This window comes from Acidiferrimicrobium sp. IK, assembly GCF_025499425.1.
Taxonomy (GTDB): Bacteria; Actinomycetota; Acidimicrobiia; order Acidimicrobiales; family Palsa-688; genus Acidiferrimicrobium.
Genome location: NZ_JAIMCB010000004.1, coordinates 322,168 through 340,998, shown reverse-complemented (window position 1 = coordinate 340,998; position 18,831 = coordinate 322,168). Strand labels below are relative to the sequence as shown.

Below are 18,831 nucleotides of genomic sequence, written 5' to 3'. Positions count from 1 at the left end.
GCTACAGCTGGGTGCCGGAGAAGCTGATCGGGGGTGGCGTCACGGCGGGGCCCCCGACGTTCAAGACGATCTGCTCGTGGGAGGTCATCACGATGTTGCCCGGGTCGCCGGTGTAGGCCTTTCCGTCGACGGTAGCGGTGACCGGGCCTTTGTCCGGGCCGACCTGACCGGCGCTGAGCGGCTGGCCCCAGATGTCAAAGAACTGGCGAAGGACGAACTCACGATCGGCGGGGGCCTCGATGTGGATGATGCCGTCCTGGGCGTGGGTGTGGATCCAAAACAGGCAGGTATTGCTGCCCCCGGCGAAGGGACCGCTCGAGGTCTGCTGCACGACCGCCGGGGGCACCAGGCCGACGGCGAGGGGCACCGAGCGGGGCTGGCCGTCCACGAAGACGATCAGGTGCACGTGATAGTGGACGGTGGTGGCCTCGGTGGCTCCGCACTGCACCCCGTCGATGGGGGCGGAGGTGAGCGACGGGTTCGCCGGGGCGAGGACCGGGCCGGCCTCTAGCGGCACCCCTTCAGGGCCGATTCCCCCGTACACCGCGACGTTGCTGGCCTTGAAGTTGACCGCGGCGCGGTTGGACCCGCTCCCGCCGCCGCTGCTCACGACGATGGCGATGACGGCGCCGATCAGCAAGATGACGGGCAGTGCGAGGACCGACGGTCTGAGCCACCACGGTCGGATCTTGACCCGGCCGGTCGGTCTCTTGGGTTTGCTCGCCGCCTTCTTGGCCGCTGCGCCGCCGCGGGGGGGCGGCGTGCGCGCTCCGGGCCGCGACGAGCCTTCCGACGATTGACCGCTCATGCGTCGACTGTAGGTCCCACCGGCAGCGGGGACGGGGCGCAGCGGTCTGGGAGTGCGCGGCGCAGCGCGAGTAAGGTGCCCGGGGGCAATCGCCGGGCGGCGTGGCCGAGTGGTTTAGGCAAGGGACTGCAAATCCCTGTACCCCGGTTCGATTCCGGGCGCCGCCTCCAAAGCTGGGAACAGCTCTCGCGTGGCCGGCGGCGCGCCAGAGCGATGCCGGCGACGGTTGTCGGTCCGATCGGTAGGGTCGGTCCCGCCGATGCCCTCCTCCCCCAGCCGCACCGACCGCACGATCATCGCCACGGCCGTGGGCCTCACCGCGGTCGCCGCGGTCCTCGAGGCTGCCGGGGCAGCGCAGGTCCTGCGCTTCGTGGTGGCCGGCCTGGCGTTGGCCGGCCTGGCCGCGGTGGTCGGCCGGGCCATCGAGCAGGTCGGGGAACGTTTGGGCCCGTCGGCGACCGGGCTGCTGCAGTCGACGTTGGGCAACCTGCCCGAGCTGTTCGTCTCGCTCTTCGCTCTGCACCAGGGGCTCAACGGCGTGGTCCGGGCGTCCCTGGCCGGGTCGATCCTCGGCAACGCGGTGCTGGTGCTCGGGTGCGCGTTCGTCGCCGGCGGCTTGCGTCACGGCACGCAGCGCTTCGACCCGGAGGAGCCCCGCCTCAACGCCTCGCTCCTGCTGCTGGCGGTCGCCGCGCTGCTCGTGCCGACCCTGGCTTCCAAGCTCAACACCCCCGCCGCAGCCCACGCAGGGACGCTGTCGGACGTGTGCGCAGTCGCCCTTCTCTTGGTCTACGCGGCCACCATCCCATTCTCGCTGCGGCGGACGGCGCGCCTCGCGGCAGTTGCCCCCGCCGGCCCCGAGATGGACCCGGCCACCGAGACCCGTCCCGCGGCCCAGGTGCCCCCTGAGGCCCAGGTGCACCCTGAGCCCGGACTCGCCGGGGTCTGGTCGCTGCGCACGGCTCTGGTCGTGCTGGTGGTGGCCAGCGCCGCCGCCGCGCTGGTGTCTGACTGGTTCGTCTCCGCGCTGGAGCCCGCGACGCGCAGCCTGGGGCTCTCGCAGGCCTTCACCGGGCTGGTGGTGGTGGCCATCGCCTCCAACGCCGTGGAGCACGTCGTCGGCATCCAGTTCGCGCTCAAAGCCAAGCCGGAGTACGCCATCTCCACCACCTTGAACAGTCCGCTCCAAGTGGCGCTTTTCCTGGTGCCGGTGCTGGTCCTGGCGTCGAGGGTCGTCGGCCCCCACCAGCTCACCCTGGTGTGGTCACCGCTGCTGATCGCCTCGCTGGCCATCTCCGCGGTCGTGGTGCTGGCGGTGGTATACGACGGGGAGTACACCTGGATCGAAGGGGTGGCCCTGATAGGCCTTTACGCCATCCTGGCCGCCGGCTTTTGGTGGGGCTGACCCCTCAAGCGGCCCGCGCCCAACGCCTCTTCGACCACGCGTTCCAACCGCTGCTTGCCCACCGGTTTGGTCAATATCGCGGTCACCACCACGTCTGGGCGCGGCCGGTCGACGTCCAACACGGTCTGCACGACCACCGGCAGCGCCTCGCAGCCCTCCAGCCGGCGCAGGTCACAGATCACCTGCCAACCGTCGTCGCCGCCGAGCAGTAGGTCGACGACGGCCAGGTCCGGTGCCCGGCTTCGAGCCGCGCTCATGGCCGCGGTGTGGCTGAGTGCGGTCATCACCTCGTAGCCGGCGCGCCGAAGACGCAGGGAGGTGAGATTCAATATGTCTGCGTCGTCTTCGACGACCAGGATCACTCCGTTGATGCACATGCTTCTGTCCCTTCCGTGGGCGCCGAGCGTTATGTCCTATGCGTTGCTAGTGTTCCGTGATTCTCAGATCGGAGAATGCATGGCAAACATCCTCGTCGTTGATGATGACCCGGAGATCCGGGCGATGGTGGTCCAAAAGCTGGCGGCGGCCGGCCACACGGTGCGAGCCGAGGCGGACGGCGACGCGGCCATGAGCGCGGTGGAGGCCGACACCCCCGATGTGGTCCTCGTCGATTGGATGCTGCCGGGGCGGTCGGGCATCCAGGTGTGCGAAGCGGTGCGGGAGCGCACCGACGCCCTGGTGTTCATCTTGACCGCCAGGGCCCAGGCCGACGACGTCCGGCGGGGATACGAGGCGGGAGCCGACGGTTACATCATCAAGCCGTTCAGCCCTCGGGAGCTGCTGCGCAGCATCGACGACGCTCTCGCGGCGCGCTCCGCCGACCGGACCGCCGGCGACCGGACCGCCGGAGACTGAACCGCCGGAGACCGGACCCCCGGCGACCGGACCGCCGGAGACTGAACCCCCCGACGCCCACCGGAGCCGGCTCACGCCGAGGTCACCGGGGCGCGGGTACCGGGGAGGCGGACCCGCATCACCGTCCCCTGCCCGATGGTCGAGGACGCCTCGATCGTCCCGCCGTGGGCCTCGATGATGCTGCGGGTGATCGGCAGGCCCAGCCCGCTGCCTTGGATCTCGCGCTTTACCGACTCGCTGGAGCGGTAGAAGCGCTCGAAGATCCGGTCGAGTTCGGCGGCGCCGATGCCGATCCCGCTGTCGGCGACCGCCACGTCGAGGGTCCCGTCGTCGACGGCGGCCCGCAGCGTCACCCGGCCGCCTCTCGGGGTGAACTTCACCGCGTTGCCGAGCACGTTGATCAGGGCCCGCTCGATCTGCCCGGCGTCGGCGTCGAGGACGCTGTGGGCTGCCGCCGGTGACAGCTCCACGTCCAACGTCACGCCCGAGCGGGCGGCCTGCGGGCCTACCGCCTCGAGCGCTCCGCCGACCATCCGTCCCACCTCGACTGGCGCCAGGACCGGGCGGACCGACTCGGAGTCAATGCGCGACAGGGTAAGGAGGTCTTCGATGAGCCGCAGCAGGCGCACCGAGTTGCGCTCCACCACGCCGAGCATGTCCAGCGCGGTCTCGGGCAGATCGCCGCCGTCGCCATCGAGGAGCATCTCCACGTACCCCGAGATGCTCGTCAGCGGCGTGCGCAGCTCGTGGGAGACCATCGACACGAAGTCCGCCCGCACCCGGTCCAGCTCCAAGAGCCGCTCCGCCGCCTGTTCCTGGCAGGCCAGCGCGGCCTCGAGGGAGCGCTGCGCCTCGCGGCGGGCGGTGACATCGTCGAACTGGACGACGCAGTGCACCCCTTTGCCCTCGGCATCGAAGATGTTGGCGTAACGGACCTGGGCGGTGACCACGGTGCCGTCGGCGCGCCGCAGGCGGCAGTCGAACTTCCCGGAGCTGGCGACGCCCTCGACGAAGCGGGCGACCGCGGCGAACACTACGGGATGGTCCTCGGCTACCACCCAGGTCAGGCAGCTGGATGCGAGCAGCTGCGCCTCGGTGGCGCCGGTCAGATCGCACAGCGCCTGGTTGACCTGGACGAACCGACCGGCGCCGGGCTGGCCGGCGGCCGGCAGCAGAGCCATACCGCAGGGCGCGCTGTCGAAGGCCACCCGGAACCGTTTCTCGCTGGTGGCCAGCGCCTCGGCCGCGCCCCTGGCGTCGGTCACATCCACAGCGATCTTCAACCAGCCGTCGCTCGAGCCGTCCGCACGTTTGAGCGCGGTGTTGGTCACGTGAACGATGCGCCGGGCTCCGTCCTTGCGGGTCAGGCGCCGGTCTCCGGACTGGCCCAGCCCGCGGCCGGCGGCGGAGGATTCGGCCTCCTCGTAGGGCGGCTCGCTCACCGCGGGCCACAGCGTCTCGAGGGGCCGGCCGAGCACCTCCGATGCCGAGAAGCCGGTGAGGACCTCCGCTCCGGCGTTGAACATGCTGATCGTGCGCTCGGCGCTGACCCCGATGACCGCCTGGCCGGTCGCGGAGTCCAGCAACCGGCTCATCTTCTGCGTGGTCGAGCTCAGCTGGTCCTCGAGCTCCACGATCCTCGTCACGTCGAGCATGGTCCCCTGGGTCCGCTCGGTGCCGTCGGCGTCCACCGTCAACATCCCGCGGACGAGAAGGGCCCGCTCGGTGCCGTCCGCGCCGACGACTCGGCACGTCTCGCGCAGCTCCTCCCCCGGCTGGATGCCGAAGGCCTGTGCGGAGAACCGCTCCCGGTCTTCCGGGGCCACCAGTCGGGCGAAGGAATCGGCTCGGGGCACGAACGAACCGGGCTCGCAACCGACCAGGCGGAACATCTCGTGGGACCACCAGATCTCGCCTGTCGAACGGTTGGACGTCCAGCTCCCGAGACCGGCGAGGCGCTGCGCGTCGGCCAGGTTCTGGCGGTCGGCGGCCGAACGGGCCGCTGTCACCTGCAGCTGGGAGACCAGCCGCTCGACCACCCAGCCGGCGATGGCAGACGCGGACACGATGGCGCCAGCGGCGCGAAGCGTGTAGGGCGGGTACATCGGGGCGCCGACGAGCAAGATCGGCAAGAACAGCGCCGCGGCTGCCGCAGCGACGCTGGCCCACATCGAGCGGCGCCGGCCTTTGGCCGCCAACCACAGTGCTGGGGCCATCACGAGCGGGGCCAGCCCGGACTGGGCGCCCCCATCCGCCTGGCGCCAGCAGGCTACGGCAGCGACGAACGCCACGGCACCGAGGAGCTGGCGGGCGGGCAGCGCCCGGGAGCCGACCAGCTGGACCCCGAGGCCCACCAGCACGAGGAACGCGCCCGCCGCGGCCCACCCCGGGCTGGAGGTGCTCGAGTCGGGCGCCGCCAGGGTCAGGGCCAGGGCGGCAGCCGCCCCCACCACAGGCCAGACGCGGCGCCGTGCGCTCTCGGCGGGGTAAGGGGAAACCACGGAGACGTATCGGCAGTATCCACCCGATGGTTGAGGGCTCGAGGTTGAGGTGCGGAGGTAGGGGGGCGGCTGCCGACGGCGGTAAGGTCCTCGTCCCGTGCCAGGCTCTTTATCCCCCGGTGACCCATTTCCCCTCGGAGCTACCTACGACGGGCTGGGTACCAACTTCGCAGTCTTCTCCCAGGTCGCCGAGCGCGTCGAGTTGTGCCTGTTCTCGGAGGACGGCACCGAGCAGCGCCTGGACCTGCCGGAGGTCGACGCCTACAGCTGGCACGGATACGCGGAGGGCGTCGAGCCGGGGCAGCGCTACGGCTTCCGGGTCCACGGGCCCTTCGACCCGCTGTCGGGGCGGCGGTGCAATCCGGCCAAGCTGCTGCTCGACCCCTACGCCAAGGCCGTCGAGGGCCACGTCTCGTGGGGGCAGGCCCCCTATGGATATCCCCTCGGGGGCGACGACCTCGGCCTGGATCCCACCGACTCCGCGTCCGCGATGCCCATGTGCCTGGTCACCGACCCGGCCTTCGACTGGGGCAACGACCGCCACCCGCACCGCCCGTGGCACGAGACGGTCATCTACGAGACCCACGTCAAGGGCATCAGCATCACCCACCCGGAGATCCCGCCGCGGCTGCGTGGCACCTACGCCGGCATGGCCCACCCGGCGGTCATCGAGCACCTGCAGGCGCTCGGCATCACCGCCGTGGAGCTGATGCCGGTCCACCAGTTCGTCCACGACCACCGCCTCGTCGACCTCGGCCTACGCAACTACTGGGGCTACAACTCCATAGCGTTCCTGGCCCCCCACAACGACTACGCCTCGAGGAGGGGCCACCGGGTCGTCAGCGAGTTCAAGGCGATGGTCAAGGCCCTCCACGCCGCTGACATCGAGGTCATCCTCGATGTGGTCTACAACCACACCGCGGAGGGCAACCAGCTCGGCCCCACCCTGGCGATGCGGGGGATCGACAACGTCAGCTACTACCGGCTCGTCGACGGCGAGCCCCGCTTTTACAACGACACCACCGGCACCGGCAACAGCCTCAACATGCGCAACCCGCATGTCCTGCAGCTGCTCATGGACTCCCTCCGCTACTGGGTGACCGACATGCACGTCGACGGGTTCCGCTTCGACCTGGCTGCCACCTTGGCCCGCCAGTTCCACGAGGTGGACCGGCTGTCCGCGTTCTTCGACCTGATCCAGCAGGATCCCGTGGTCAGCCAGGTGAAGCTGATCGCCGAGCCGTGGGACGTCGGCGACGGCGGCTACCAGGTCGGCAACTTCCCCCCGCTTTGGTCGGAGTGGAACGGCAAGTACCGAGACACCGTCCGCGACTACTGGCGGGAAGCGGGCACCCCGATCGGCGAGCTGGCGGAGCGGATCACCGGCAGCTCGGACCTCTACGAGACGACCGGCCGGCGGCCCTTCGCCAGCGTCAACTTCCTCACCTGCCACGACGGGTTCACGCTCCGGGACCTGGTCTCCTACAACGAGAAGCACAACGAGGCCAACGGCGAGGACGGCCGCGACGGCACCGACGACAACCGGAGCTGGAACTGCGGGGTGGAGGGGCCGACCGACGATCCCGCCGTGGCCGAGCTGCGCGGCCGCCAGGTCCGCAACCTGCTCGCCACTCTGCTGCTATCCCAGGGCGTACCGATGCTGCTCGGCGGCGACGAGCTCGGTCGCACCCAGGCCGGCAACAACAACTCCTACTGCCAGGACAACCCGGTGTCGTGGTTCGACTGGGAACATGTGGACCGAGACCTCTTGGAGTGGACCGGCGCGCTGGTGCGCTTCCGGGCTGCGCACCCGGTGTTCCGGCGCCGGCGTTTCTTCGTCGGCCACCCGGCCCAGCCCGCGACCTCCGCCCGCCACAGTGGCCTGCCGGACATCGCGTGGTTCCGGCCCGACGGCGCCGAGATGGGCCAGCCGGACTGGGACGTCGGCTACGCGAAGTCGCTCGGCGTCTTCTTGAACGGCCGGTCCATCGCCGAGCCGGACCGTCACGGGCGCCCGGTCGTGGACAGCTCCTTCTACCTCCTCTTCAACGGCTGGGACCAGGAGCTGACCTGCGCCCTTCCCCCGGCCGCCTGGGCCAGCGGGTGGTCGGTGATCCTCGACACCACCACCCACCACCCGGTGGCCACCGGCCGACTCCGCCACGTGGCCGCCGGGGGGACTGTGCAGATGCGGGGCCACCACTTTCTGCTTCTTCAGGCCGGCAGGAAGCCGTCGCAGACGCTTTGAGCGCACTTTCGGCTACTCTCTGTGATAACGGCCGGGTGAGTTCCGGTCGACGCGAACGGAGGTGCCAGATGGCGACAGAAGAGATGACTCCGGCGTTCGCCCGGGAGGTCGGGGAGCGCCTGCGCGACATCCGCCGCCAGCAGCGCCTGTCGCTCCAAGCGGTCGAGGAGCAGTCCGGCCGGGAGTTCAAGGCGTCGGTGCTCGGCGCCTACGAGCGGGGCGAGCGGGTGATCTCGGTCCTGCGCCTCCAGCGGCTGGCCAACCTCTACGCCGTGCCGGTGGACCAGCTCCTCCCCCGCAGCGGCGGCGACCGGCGCGCCGGTGACGGTACGGAGCCGGAGCCTGGCTTCCCCTCGAACGCCCCGGTGCGCATCGACCTGTCTCGCCTCGAAGGGCTCGTCGCCCCCGAACGTGACCTCCTGCGTCGCTACATCGGGATGATCCAGATCCAACGCGGCGACTTCAACGGTCGGCTCATCACCATCCGCAGCGAAGACGTCCGGGCCCTGGCCCGGGTCTTCGGCCGCGACGAGGGTGCGATGCGGTCCCGCATCGAGGAGCTCGGCATCGCGGGTTAGGCCCCCCGAGCCGCCGCCCCGGTCCGAAACGCACCGATCGGGCGGCGCAGCGCCCGGCGCGCTAGGAAGAGCGCATGGACTTCGCGCTGTCCCCCACCGCCAAAGATCTCCAGGGCAAGGTCTTGGATTTCATGGACCGCTACGTCTACCCGGCGGAGGCCGTCGCCGCCGAGCAGATGGAGGGGGCGGCCAGCCCACACGACCACCCGCCGATCATGTCCGAGCTCAAGGCGAAGGCCAAGGATGCCGGGCTGTGGAACCTGTTCCTCCCCCACAAGACGCAGTGGACCGAGGGCCTGTCCAACCTCGACTACGCGCCCCTGTGCGAGATCATGGGACGGTCGTTCATCGCTCCGGAGGTGTTCAACTGTTCCGCTCCCGACACCGGGAACATGGAGATCCTCACCATGTTCGGGACCGCGGAGCAGCAGGAGCAGTGGCTCCACCCGCTCCTCGAGGGCGAGATCCGATCGTGCTTCTCGATGACCGAGCCGGCGGTCCCCAGCTCGGACGCCACCAACATCTCCACCAGCATCGCTCGCGACGGCGACAGCTACGTCATCAACGGCACCAAGTGGTGGAGCTCGGGGGCGATGGATCCCCGCTGCAAGATCGCGATCGTCATGGGCAAGACCGATTTCGACGCGGCCCCCCACCGCCAGCAGTCGATGATCCTGGTGCCGATGGACACGCCCGGAGTCAACATCAGGCGCAACCTCAAGGTGTACGGCTACGTCGACCAGGAGGGGCACGCCGAGATCGACTACGTGGACGTCCGGGTGCCGGCCTCCAACATCCTCGGGGAGGAGGGCGGCGGGTTCGGAATCGCCCAGGCCCGCCTCGGCCCGGGCCGCATCCACCACTGCATGCGGACCATCGGCATGGCGGAGCGGGCCTTGGAGCTGCTTTGCAAGCGGGCCATCGAGCGGGCCCCCTTCGGGGTGCCGCTGTCGGAGCAGGGGGTGGTGCAGACCTGGATCGCCGATGCCCGCATGAAGCTGGACCAGGCCCGGCTCTACACCATGTACACCGCGTGGTTGATGGACACGCAGGGCAACAAGGCGGCCCACAACGAGATCTCCGGGATCAAGGTGGCGGTGATGGACGTGGCCACCGAGGTGATCGACCGGGCGATTCAAGTTCACGGCGCCAAGGGCGTTTCCCAGGACACGCCGCTGGCGCGGATGTGGGTCGGGGCCCGCAGCCTTCACTTCGCCGACGGTCCCGATGAGGTCCACCGCCGGGGCATCGCCCGGCGGGAGATCCGCCGCTGGAAGCAGTAGGGCGCGGGAAGCGACGCCCGGGACGAGGCCCGGGCGTCAGGCGCCGGCGAACATCTGCAGCCACTGATCCTTGCGCAGAGGGCGCAAGGCGTGGTTGGTGGCTCGGACCTTCTCGAGGGAGGCGCTCGGCGGGACCGAGTACTGGTGGCCCGGGTACACCGTCGTCGCGTCGGGCAGGCCGGCCAGGCGGTGGAGACTGTCGTACATGTCGCCCGGGTCGCTTCCGGGCAGATCGGTGCGTCCGCATCCCTCGAGGAACAAGGTGTCGCCCGATACCAGCATCCCGTCCACGAGGAAGCACTGGCTGCCGGGCGTGTGCCCCGGCGTGTGGAGCAGCTCGACGTCAACGGCCCCGACCTGAACGTGGTCGCCACCGTCGTGGGCGACCAAGTCGGTCTCAGGGACGCCGGTCCAGGCGCTGACGAGCGGCACCTCGAGGCGGTTGGCGTGCACCGGGACCGACACCCGCTCGAGGAGGGCGGGCAGGCCCTCGATGTTCCAGCCGCCGAGCGAACCTCCGACGTGATCGGGATGGTGGTGGGTGACCAGCACGCCCGCGACGCGCATGCCGTCGGCCTCGACCAGGTCGACCAGCTCCCCAACGGCGTAGGCCGGGTCGACGAGCAGCGCCTGCCCGGTGGCGCGATCCCCCAGCGCGTAGGAGAAGTTGACCATCTGCCTCGCCACCGGGTCTCCGGTCGCGAAGTCCCGTCCGGAGAGCACCTGGCGGAAGTACAACTCGTGGTCGCCCATCCCCGCATCGTAGGGTGCCGGGCCGCCCCCGCCGCGAGCCGACGGAATAGTTGCGAGTGAAACTTGTTTTACGGTTCGTCCGATGCGCAGAGAAGCGGTCGGGGAAAGGATCTGGTGCCATGCCTGCCGTCACGGTGGATGACATCTCCACGCTGCCGACTGTGACCCTCCCGGAGGGGTCCGGCAACGCACTGCGCCCGGTGCTGAGCCGCACCGACGCCCCGAGCGGGTTCGAGGGCGAGGGCTTCCCGGTGCGCCGGGCTTTCGCCGGGGTCCCCCACGAGCTGCTCGACCCCTTCGTCCACATGGACCAGATGGGGGCGGTGGAGTACGCCCCGGGCGAGCCCAAGGGCACCGCGTGGCACCCGCACCGGGGCTTCGAGACGGTCACGTACATGATCGACGGGACCTTCCAGCACCGCGACTCCACCGGAGGGGGCGGGCTGATCACCAACGGGGCGACCCAGTGGATGACCGCCGGCGCCGGGATCCTCCACATCGAGCGCCCACCCGAGGACCTGGTCGCGAGCGGCGGTCTGTTCCACGGCGTCCAGCTGTGGGTGAACCTCCCTGCGGCCGACAAGTGGGTGGCGCCGCACTACCAGGACATCACCGCCGGCAAGGTGACCCTCCTCGGGTCCCCCGACGGCGGTGCGCTGATCCGGGTGATCGCCGGGACCGTCGCCGGTCACCAAGGCCCGGGGGTGACCCACACCCCGATCGCCATGGTCCACGCCACGCTCCGGCCCGGTTCTCAGTTGATCCTCCCGTGGGAGAGGGGTTACAACGCCTTGGCCTACGTGCTGGGCGGCAACGGCCGGGTCGGGCCGGAGGCGGCAACGGTGCGCACCGGGACCCTCACCGTCATGGGGGCCGGCGACGCCATCGTCGCCGCGGCCGACGCCACCCAGGACGCCGCCACCCCGGACCTGGAGCTGTTGATCCTCGGCGGCCGGCCGATCGGCGAGCCGGTCGCGGCGTACGGGCCGTTCGTCATGAACACCCGCGACGAGCTGCAGCAGGCCTTCGATGACTTCCAGCGGGGCCGGATGGGGGTCATCCCCGCCGAGTAGCCGCCTGGTCGCTGCGGCCCGGGGTCGAGGCGGGGCGCCGGGGCGGGCAGACTGGTCGTATGGGAAGAGCCGGCGCGGGCGGGGGGCTGACCCTCTCGGAGCTCATCGCTCGCAGCGGCGTCCCGGCCAGCACCATCCACCACTACCGGCGGGTCGGGTTGCTTCCCGCCCCGGGGACGGGCGCCCCCAACCGCTTCACCTACGACGAGCGCCACATCGAGGCCCTGCAGTTGATCAAAGGGCTGAGGGAGGACCGGGGCCTGTCCCTCGACGAGATCGCCAAGGTGCTCCCCGAACTCCTCGGCTCCCCTCGCCCCGACGCCCCGGCCGAGACCTCGCTGCCGGTCGACGGTCGCCAGCGGGCGGTGCAGGCCGCGATCGGCCAGTTCAGCAGCCGCAACTACGCGGAGGTGACCATGGCCGAGGTGGCCGCGGCCGCAGACATGGCCAAGGGCAGCGTCTACCGGTACTTCGCCTCCAAGGAGGAGCTGTTCCTCGCTGTGGTGGAAGCGCTGCTCGCCGACACCGCCCTGGAGTTCGCCACGGCGGTGCGCGACGCCGGGGGACCAGACGGGATCGCCGGCGACCGCGACGGAGCGGCCATCGCCTTCGCCGGGGTGGTGGCCCGGGCCATGCCGATCCTCCTCGAGCTCGGCGCCCGCGCGGCCAAAGGCCACCAGCCGAGCCAGGACCTGGCCCGACGGGTGCTGGTGACGCTGGCCGCGGCGGCGGGCCGGCCGCTCGTTGGGCACGCCGCCGAGGGTCGCCCCGACGACGACCCAGACGGCGACGCCGCGGCGGTGCCCGCCGGGCTGGTCCTCATCGAACAGGCCTTCGCGGTGGTGCTGCGCTGGAGCGTCGGTGACAACTGGCCCGACCTCGTACCCCTCGGGCTGCCCCGGCGGGGAGGGCGGCGCGGCGCATGATGCGACCGTCGCCGGATAGTGCTTGACATGGCCCATGATGGGGGCCTACACAGGATGACCGAGTGGTCATCTTGTTACACCCGTCCGAACGAGAGCAACGCGTGATCGACTCCCCCCCCACCGCCTCCCCGCTGCCCGCCCGCCCCGCAGGCCTGCCGGACGGGGCCCAGGTGCTCGGACGGGCGTCGGGTGAGAACTTCACCGTCGCGTCGCGGCTCCTCGCCGCGGGCGCCCGGGACGACCTCATGGCCTTCTACGGCTACGCCCGCCTCGTCGACCAGATCGGCGACGCGTACGACGGCGACCGCCTGGCCGCCCTCGACTGGGTCGACGCCCAGCTCAGCGCCGCGCTGGCCGACCCGGACCGGGCTGGGCTCGAGCCGCTCGTCGCCCGGGCCGCCGGCGCGCTGACCCGGCTGGGCGCCGACCCCGCGCCGCTGCGCGACCTGGTGGCGGCCAACCGCCAAGACCAGGTGGTCACCAGCTACCGGAGCTTCGACGACCTGGCCGGGTACTGCGCCCTTTCCGCGGACCCGATCGGCCGGCTGGTGCTGGCCGCCTTCGGGGCGGTCACGCCGCAACGGGTGGCCTGGTCGGACCGGATCTGCACCGCTTTGCAGCTAGCGGAGCACTGGCAGGACGTCGCGGAGGATCACGCCGCCGGGCGGGTCTACATCCCGGCCGAGGACCTGGCCCGCTTCGGGGTCGACCCGGCCGAGCTCAGCGCGACGGCGGCCCCCGCCGGGCCGGCCCTGCGGGGTCTGCTGGCGTTCGAGGCGGCCCGGGCCCGCCGGCTGCTCGAGGAGGGCACGCCTCTGGTGGCCAGCCTCCGGGGCCGGGCCCGCCTAGCGGTCGCCGGGTTCGTGGCCGGTGGCCACGCCGCGCTCGACGCTTTGGCCGGCGCCGGGTTCGACCCGCTGCAGGGCCCGCCCCGCCCGAAGGCCACCGCCGTCGCGGTGCGCACCGCGAGACTCCTTCTCGGAGCCCGGTCGTGACCGACACCCTCGACGTCAGCCTGGACGACGCGTACCGCCGCTGCGAGGAGATCACCCGCCGCGAGGCGCGCAACTTCTCCTACGGGATCCGCCTGCTGCGCCCCCCCGAGCGGGCCGCGATGAGCGCTCTGTACGCGGTCGCCCGGCGCATCGACGACATCGGTGACGGCGACGCCCCGGCGGCCGAGAAGCTGTCGGCGCTCAGCGCGATCCGCCGCGACGTCCTCGCTGTGGCCGCCGACCCCGCGGCGGCCGGCGCCGACCCGGTGCTCGTGGCCCTGGCCGACACCTGCCGACGCTACGGCCTGCCCGTCTCTGCCCTCGACGAGCTGATCGAGGGATGCGAGATGGACGTCAACGGGGTGACCTACACGACCATCGACGAGCTGGTCGGCTACTGCCTGCGGGTGGCGGGGACCGTCGGGCGGCTGTCCCTAGCGGTGTACGGCGCGCCCGACCGGGCCCGGGCCGACCCCCTGGCCGACGCTCTCGGCGTGGCGCTGCAACTGACCAACATCCTGCGCGACATCGTCGAGGACCGGGAGACGATGGGGCGGGTGTACCTCCCCGCCGAGGACCTGGCCCGCTTCGGCGTGGATCCCTTCGTGCGCGGCGACGACGACGCCCTTTGTGCCCTGGTGAGCTTCGAGGCAGCCAGGGCGGTCGAATGGTACGACCGGGGCCTGGCGCTCCTGCCGCTGCTCGACCGGCGCTCGCGGGCGTGCACCGCGGCGATGGCCGGCATCTACCGGCGGCTCCTGGAGCGAATCCAGCGCGATCCCCTGTCGGTGACCCGGGGCCGCCTGTCGCTGCCGGCGTGGGAGAAGGCGGCGGTCGCCGCCCGGGCCTTGACGGTGGGACGGGCGTGACGGCGGGCGTGCAGTGACCCCAGCCGAGGGCGAGCGGCCGCAGGTCGTTGTGGTCGGCGGCGGCCTGGCTGGTATCGGCGCCGCGCTCGACTGCGCCGACGCCGGCGCGCAGGTCACCCTGGTCGAGCGACGCCGGCGTCTGGGCGGCCTCACCTGGTCCTTCGAGCACTCCGGCCGCTGGGTCGACAACGGCCAGCACGTGTTCCTGCGCTGCTGCACGGCGTACCTGGAGTTCCTGGATCGCATCGGGTCGGCGGGGGACGTCGAGATCCAGAATCGGCTCGACATCACGGTGGTGCGCGCCGCCGCCGGCCGGCGGCCGCCGACGACGGCCCGGCTCCGCCGCGACGACCTTCCCGCCCCGCTCCACCTGGCCCGCTCGCTGCTCGGCTACCGCCACCTGCCCGTCGCGGACCGGCTGCGTATCGGGTTGGCCGCCCTCCCGCTGCGCAACATCGACTTGGCCGACCCTGCGCTCGACCGCGAGACGTTCGGCGGCTGGCTGGCCCGTCACGGGCAGCGCCCCGCCACCATCGCTGCGCTCTGGGACCTGATCACGGTGGCTACCGTCAACCTGCCGGCAGCGGAGGCGTCCCTGGCCATGGGAGCCAAGGTGTTCCAGACCGGCCTTTTGACGGACCGTCGGGCGGCTGACATCGGCTGGTCACGGATCCCTCTCGGTCAGCTCCACGGCGAGCGGGCCCTGGCCGCCCTACGCAAGGCGAGGGTCGAGGTCCGAACCGGCACCCGGGTCGCCTCGGTGGACCCCTCAGCGTCTCCGGGCCCGGGAAGTGGCTTCCGGGTTGTCGCCGGTGACGATGTCCTCCACGCCGACGCGGTCGTCGTGGCGCTGCCCCACACCGAGCTGGCCGGGGTGCTGCCCGAGGCTGCGATGGCCGCCGGTGCGGTCGGGAAGACCGGCGCGCCGGGCGCGGCCGGTCGCGCCGGATTGGGCCTGTCCCCCATCGTCGACGTGCACCTCCTCTACGATCGGCCCGTCACCGACCTGCCGCTCCTGGCCGCCCTGGACTCGCCGGTGCAGTGGATCTTCGACCGCACCACGACCTCAGGCCTGGCCCCGGCCGCCGAAGGTGGCCCGCAGTATCTGGCCCTTTCCCTGTCCGCGGCCGACGAGCACCTGGGCACCCGTCCCGAGGCGCTGGCCGCCCGGATGGCCGAGGAGCTCCACCGCATCCTTCCCGCCACCAGCCACGCGACCGTCCTCGACTCGGTGGTCACCAAGGAGCGCACCGCCACGTTCCGGGCCGCGCCCGGCAGCGCGTCCCTGCGCCCCGGTCCGCTCACCGCGGTGCGAGGCCTGTGCCTGGCCGGAGCGTGGACCGACACCGGGTGGCCGGCGACCATGGAGGGCGCGCTGCGCAGCGGGCGGCGGGCGGCGCTCGGCGCGCTGCGCGCCGTGGGCATCACCAGAGATCTTCCCAAGGAGGTGGCGTGAACCAGCGTCAGCGAGCGACGGCGAGCACTGCAATACACGGACCGGCGGTGCCCCGATGACCCAGACCGTTCCCGCCGGCGCGGCCGGGGTGCCCGACGCCCTGGCCCGGACCAGAGCGGCGATCCAGCCTGCGATGGAGGCCGCGATCGGGCGACTGAGCCCCGACGTGGCCCTCCTCGCTTCGTACCATCTGGGGTGGGCCGACGCCCAGGGCCGCCCGCTCGAGGCCCCAGGCGGCAAGCTGATCCGCCCGACCCTGGCGCTGCTCTCAGCCGAGGCGGCGTGGGCCGACGCCGAGGTCGGGGTGCCCGGCGGCGTGGCAGTGGAGCTGGTCCACAACTACTCGCTGATCCACGACGACATCATCGACGGGGACACCGAGCGACACCACCGCCCGACGGTGTGGGCGGTGTTCGGTGTCGGCCCGGCGATCATCGCCGGCGACGCGCTCGCCGTTGTCGCCCAACAGGTGCTGCTCGACGCGCTCCCCCACGGCGCGCCGGCCAGCGCGCTGCTGGCCGATGCCACCGCGGCGATGATCGCCGGCCAGGCCGACGACATCGCGTTCGAGAAGCGGCCGGTGGTGTCGGTGGAGGAGTGCGTGGCGATGTGCGCGGCCAAGACCGGAGCGTTGCTCGGCGCGGCGGCGTCGATCGGCGCGGTGCTCGCAGGCGCCCCGCCGGCGACCGTCGGGGCGCTGCGCGACTACGGCGCGCACCTCGGCCTGGCGTTCCAGGCCGTCGACGACCTCCTCGGGATCTGGGGTGACCCGGGGCGCACCGGCAAGCCGGCGGGCAACGACCTCCGTCGCCGCAAGAAGTCGCTGCCGGTCGTGGCGGCACTGGCGGCCGGCGGCGAAGACGCCGACGAGCTGCGTTCCCTGGTGGTCGCCGAACCCTCCGCCGCTCCGCTCGACGACGAGCAGGTGGAACGGGCGGCGTACCTGGTCGAGGCGTGCGGCGGGCGGGAATGGGCCCGCACCCGAGCCAAGTCGCACCTCGACGGGGCGCTCGGGGCGTTGGAGCGGGTCCGGTTGTCGCCTGTCCCCCACCGGGCCTTGGCCGACCTGGCCGCGTTTGTCGTGGACCGCGAGTCATGAGCTCCCTCGCGGAGCGGCCGGTCGCCTCCGGCAGCTCGCCGGTGGAGGCCGCTCGCGGCGCCGTCCCGGTGATCGTCGGCGGGTCCGACGTTCCCGGAGCGACCGACGCCAGGGACCGGGCCCGAGACCATCTGCTCGGGCTCCAGGACCCGGCCGGCTGGTGGAAGGGCGAGCTGGAGACCAACGTCACCATGGACGCGGAGGACCTCCTCCTCCGGCACTTCCTCGGCATCCTCGACCCCACCACGGCGACCAAAGCCGGCGACTGGATCGCCTCGCAGCAGCGCGGCGACGGTGCGTGGGCGACCTTCTACGGCGGTCCCGGAGACGTGTCGACGACCGTCGAGGCCTACGTCGCGCTGCGCCTGGCCGGCCACGACCCGTCGGCAGCCCACATGGCGGCGGCCTCGGCGTGGATCCGCTCCCACGGGGGGCTCGGCAGCACCCGGGTTTTCACCCGCATCTGGCTGGCCATGGTCGGGGCGTGGGACTGGGAAGACCTGCCGGTCCTGCCGGCGGAGATCATGCTCCTGCCGTCGTGGGCGCCGCTGAACATCTACGACTTCGGTTGCTGGGCCCGCCAGACGATCGTCGCGTTGAGCGTGGTGATGGCCCACCGCCCGGCGCGGCCGTTGCCTTTCGAGCTGACCGAGCTGGCGTCGGGTGACCGCCGATCCCGGCGGGTGCCGCGCACGTCCATCGCCATCGCGTTCCAGGCTCTCGACCGGCTGCTGCACACCTACGAGCACCTGCCCCGCTGGGTGCTGCCCCGAACCGCGGTGCGCGGCTTCTGCCTGGCCCTGGCAGAGCGCTGGATCATCTCCCGCCAGGAGACCGACGGCTGCTGGGGCGGGATCCAGCCGCCGATCGTCTACTCGGTGATCGCCCTGCACCTGCAGGGCTACGCCATCGACCATCCGGTCATGAAGGCTGCCCTGACCGGTATCGAAGGGTTCGTCCTCGACGACGAGCGGGGCCGACGCATCGAGGCGTGCCAGTCCCCGGTGTGGGACACCGCGCTGGCCGTGGTCGCCCTCTCCGACGCCGGGGTCTCCCCCGATGACCCGGCGCTTCGCCGGGCCGCGGACTGGCTGGTCGACGAGGAGGTCCGGGTCCGGGGCGACTGGGCGGTGCGCCGCCCCGACCTCGCCCCTGGGGGTTGGGCCTTCGAGTTCGCCAACGACTTGTATCCCGACGTCGACGACACCGCGGAAGTGATTCTCGCCCTCCGGCGGGCCGGGATCACCCCCGGCCGGACCGGCCCGGGGGCCGACGCGGTGCGCCGGGGCATCGCCTGGACCCTCGGCATGCAGTGCCGGGACGGCGGGTGGGGCGCCTTCGACGTCGACAACGACAGCGAGCTGTGCGCGGCCTTGCCGTTTTGTGACTTCGGTCGGGTCACCGACCCGCCGTCGGCCGACGTGACCGCCCACGTCCTCGAGATGCTCGCCGCCGAGCCTGACACCGACCCCGCAGCGGTGGCCCGCGCCGTCGACTGGCTGAGCGGCCAGCAGGAGCACGACGGGTCGTGGTTCGGCCGGTGGGGCAACAACTACGTGTACGGGACCGGCGCCGCGGTGCCGGCGCTGATCGACGCCGGCGTCGCTGCCCACGACCCCCGGATCCGGCGGGCCGTGGCCTGGCTCGAAGCCCACCAGAACCCCGACGGCGGTTGGGGAGAGGACATGCGCTCCTACGTCGACGAGGGCTGGCGCGGCCGCGGCGACTCCACCCCGTCGCAAACCGCGTGGGCCCTTCTCGCCCTCCTCGCGGCCGGCGAACGCGAGAGTGCCGCCACCCGCGCCGGGATCGCTCACCTCGTGTCGACCCAGCGCCCCGACGGGACGTGGGACGAGCCGCAGTACACCGGGACGGGGTTCCCGTGGGACTTCAACATCAACTACCACCTGTACCGGCTGGTGTTCCCCCTGACCGCGCTGGGCCGTTACGCCGCGGGGGCCTCCTGAGCGATGGCGGCTCGC

General features: G+C 71.9%; 16 protein-coding genes and 1 tRNA gene. 13 read left to right on the top strand and 4 right to left on the bottom strand.

All coding sequences use genetic code 11. From position 1 onward, the window contains the following. Position 1 precedes the first annotated feature (1 nt). Positions 2 to 808 carry a hypothetical protein gene (locus tag K6U06_RS09215; protein WP_262321627.1) on the bottom strand — a complete coding sequence of 269 codons (807 nt, stop codon included), beginning with the start codon at positions 806 to 808 and terminating at the stop codon, positions 2 to 4. A 95-nt stretch (positions 809 to 903) separates the two neighbouring features. Between K6U06_RS09215 and K6U06_RS09210 the strand changes: the two genes are divergently transcribed. Both K6U06_RS09210 and cax read left to right on the top strand, forming a co-directional pair. Next, positions 904 to 978: transfer RNA gene (locus tag K6U06_RS09210), tRNA-Cys, on the top strand. Between the two features lie 89 nt (positions 979 to 1,067). Then, positions 1,068 to 2,213: a calcium/proton exchanger gene (cax, locus tag K6U06_RS09205; protein ID WP_262321626.1), complete on the top strand. Its 1,146-nt coding sequence runs from the start codon at positions 1,068 to 1,070 to the stop codon at positions 2,211 to 2,213. Here the strand turns inward: cax and K6U06_RS09200 are convergent. Then, positions 2,177 to 2,590 carry a response regulator gene (locus K6U06_RS09200; protein ID WP_262321625.1) on the bottom strand — a complete coding sequence of 138 codons (414 nt, stop codon included), beginning with the start codon at positions 2,588 to 2,590 and terminating at the stop codon, positions 2,177 to 2,179. The genes cax and K6U06_RS09200 overlap by 37 nt on opposite strands. Positions 2,591 to 2,669: 79 nt before the next feature. Here K6U06_RS09200 and K6U06_RS09195 point away from each other — a divergent pair, with 79 nt between their 5' ends. Then, positions 2,670 to 3,068 carry a response regulator transcription factor gene (locus tag K6U06_RS09195; protein WP_262321624.1) on the top strand — a complete coding sequence of 133 codons (399 nt, stop codon included), beginning with the start codon at positions 2,670 to 2,672 and terminating at the stop codon, positions 3,066 to 3,068. Positions 3,069 to 3,139: 71 nt separating this feature from the next. Here K6U06_RS09195 and K6U06_RS09190 read toward each other — a convergent pair whose 3' ends face one another. Next, complete coding sequence (locus tag K6U06_RS09190) at positions 3,140 to 5,521, bottom strand: PAS domain S-box protein (RefSeq protein ID WP_262321623.1); 2,382 nt, start codon at positions 5,519 to 5,521, stop codon at positions 3,140 to 3,142. 145 nt (positions 5,522 to 5,666) lie between these two features. Between K6U06_RS09190 and glgX the strand changes: the two genes are divergently transcribed. The 3 genes from glgX (at position 5,667) to K6U06_RS09175 (ending at position 9,678) form a co-directional block, all read left to right on the top strand. Continuing rightward, positions 5,667 to 7,817: a glycogen debranching protein GlgX gene (glgX, locus tag K6U06_RS09185; RefSeq protein WP_262321622.1), complete on the top strand. Its 2,151-nt coding sequence runs from the start codon at positions 5,667 to 5,669 to the stop codon at positions 7,815 to 7,817. 68 nt (positions 7,818 to 7,885) lie between these two features. Beyond that, complete coding sequence (locus K6U06_RS09180; protein ID WP_262321621.1) at positions 7,886 to 8,395, top strand: transcriptional regulator; 510 nt, start codon at positions 7,886 to 7,888, stop codon at positions 8,393 to 8,395. Positions 8,396 to 8,469: 74 nt separating this feature from the next. Continuing rightward, complete coding sequence (locus tag K6U06_RS09175; RefSeq protein ID WP_262321620.1) at positions 8,470 to 9,678, top strand: acyl-CoA dehydrogenase family protein; 1,209 nt, start codon at positions 8,470 to 8,472, stop codon at positions 9,676 to 9,678. A 36-nt stretch (positions 9,679 to 9,714) separates the two neighbouring features. Here K6U06_RS09175 and K6U06_RS09170 read toward each other — a convergent pair whose 3' ends face one another. Then, positions 9,715 to 10,431 carry an MBL fold metallo-hydrolase gene (locus K6U06_RS09170; RefSeq protein WP_262321619.1) on the bottom strand — a complete coding sequence of 239 codons (717 nt, stop codon included), beginning with the start codon at positions 10,429 to 10,431 and terminating at the stop codon, positions 9,715 to 9,717. Between the two features lie 119 nt (positions 10,432 to 10,550). Between K6U06_RS09170 and K6U06_RS09165 the strand changes: the two genes are divergently transcribed. From K6U06_RS09165 to shc, 7 genes are all read left to right on the top strand, one after another. Continuing rightward, a complete protein-coding gene (locus K6U06_RS09165; RefSeq protein ID WP_262321618.1) occupies positions 10,551 to 11,504 on the top strand; it encodes a pirin family protein in 954 nt (317 codons plus the stop codon). A gap of 59 nt (positions 11,505 to 11,563) precedes the next feature. Further along, positions 11,564 to 12,430, top strand: a complete 867-nt coding sequence (locus K6U06_RS09160) for a TetR family transcriptional regulator (protein WP_262321617.1) — start codon at positions 11,564 to 11,566, stop codon at positions 12,428 to 12,430. 101 nt (positions 12,431 to 12,531) lie between these two features. Beyond that, positions 12,532 to 13,425: a squalene synthase HpnC gene (hpnC, locus tag K6U06_RS09155; RefSeq protein ID WP_262321616.1), complete on the top strand. Its 894-nt coding sequence runs from the start codon at positions 12,532 to 12,534 to the stop codon at positions 13,423 to 13,425. Next, complete coding sequence (locus tag K6U06_RS09150; RefSeq protein WP_262321615.1) at positions 13,422 to 14,294, top strand: phytoene/squalene synthase family protein; 873 nt, start codon at positions 13,422 to 13,424, stop codon at positions 14,292 to 14,294. Before hpnC ends, K6U06_RS09150 begins: the two co-directional genes overlap by 4 nt. A gap of 13 nt (positions 14,295 to 14,307) precedes the next feature. Next, on the top strand, positions 14,308 to 15,750 hold the full coding sequence (gene hpnE / locus K6U06_RS09145) for a hydroxysqualene dehydroxylase HpnE (protein WP_262321614.1): 1,443 nt from the start codon (positions 14,308 to 14,310) through the stop codon (positions 15,748 to 15,750). Positions 15,751 to 15,805: 55 nt separating this feature from the next. Beyond that, a complete protein-coding gene (locus tag K6U06_RS09140) occupies positions 15,806 to 16,849 on the top strand; it encodes a polyprenyl synthetase family protein (RefSeq protein WP_262321613.1) in 1,044 nt (347 codons plus the stop codon). After that, the gene (shc, locus tag K6U06_RS09135) at positions 16,846 to 18,816 is read left to right on the top strand and encodes a squalene--hopene cyclase (protein WP_262321612.1); all 1,971 of its coding nucleotides are present in this window, start codon (positions 16,846 to 16,848) and stop codon (positions 18,814 to 18,816) included. The genes K6U06_RS09140 and shc overlap by 4 nt, the downstream gene beginning before the upstream one ends. Positions 18,817 to 18,831 lie beyond the last annotated feature (15 nt).

Bases quoted from the DNA above. Each gene is read 5' to 3' on its own strand.
- K6U06_RS09165 (WP_262321618.1), top strand. From the start codon at position 10,551: ATGCCTGCCGTCACGGTGGATGACATCTCCACGCTGCCGACTGTGACC.
- K6U06_RS09215 (WP_262321627.1), bottom strand. From the start codon at position 808: ATGAGCGGTCAATCGTCGGAAGGCTCGTCGCGGCCCGGAGCGCGCACG.
- K6U06_RS09170 (WP_262321619.1), bottom strand. From the start codon at position 10,431: ATGGGCGACCACGAGTTGTACTTCCGCCAGGTGCTCTCCGGACGGGAC.
- shc (WP_262321612.1), top strand. From the start codon at position 16,846: ATGAGCTCCCTCGCGGAGCGGCCGGTCGCCTCCGGCAGCTCGCCGGTG.
- K6U06_RS09140 (WP_262321613.1), top strand. From the start codon at position 15,806: ATGACCCAGACCGTTCCCGCCGGCGCGGCCGGGGTGCCCGACGCCCTG.
- K6U06_RS09180 (WP_262321621.1), top strand. From the start codon at position 7,886: ATGGCGACAGAAGAGATGACTCCGGCGTTCGCCCGGGAGGTCGGGGAG.
- cax (WP_262321626.1), top strand. From the start codon at position 1,068: ATGCCCTCCTCCCCCAGCCGCACCGACCGCACGATCATCGCCACGGCC.
- K6U06_RS09160 (WP_262321617.1), top strand. From the start codon at position 11,564: ATGGGAAGAGCCGGCGCGGGCGGGGGGCTGACCCTCTCGGAGCTCATC.
- K6U06_RS09200 (WP_262321625.1), bottom strand. From the start codon at position 2,590: ATGTGCATCAACGGAGTGATCCTGGTCGTCGAAGACGACGCAGACATA.
- K6U06_RS09195 (WP_262321624.1), top strand. From the start codon at position 2,670: ATGGCAAACATCCTCGTCGTTGATGATGACCCGGAGATCCGGGCGATG.
- K6U06_RS09175 (WP_262321620.1), top strand. From the start codon at position 8,470: ATGGACTTCGCGCTGTCCCCCACCGCCAAAGATCTCCAGGGCAAGGTC.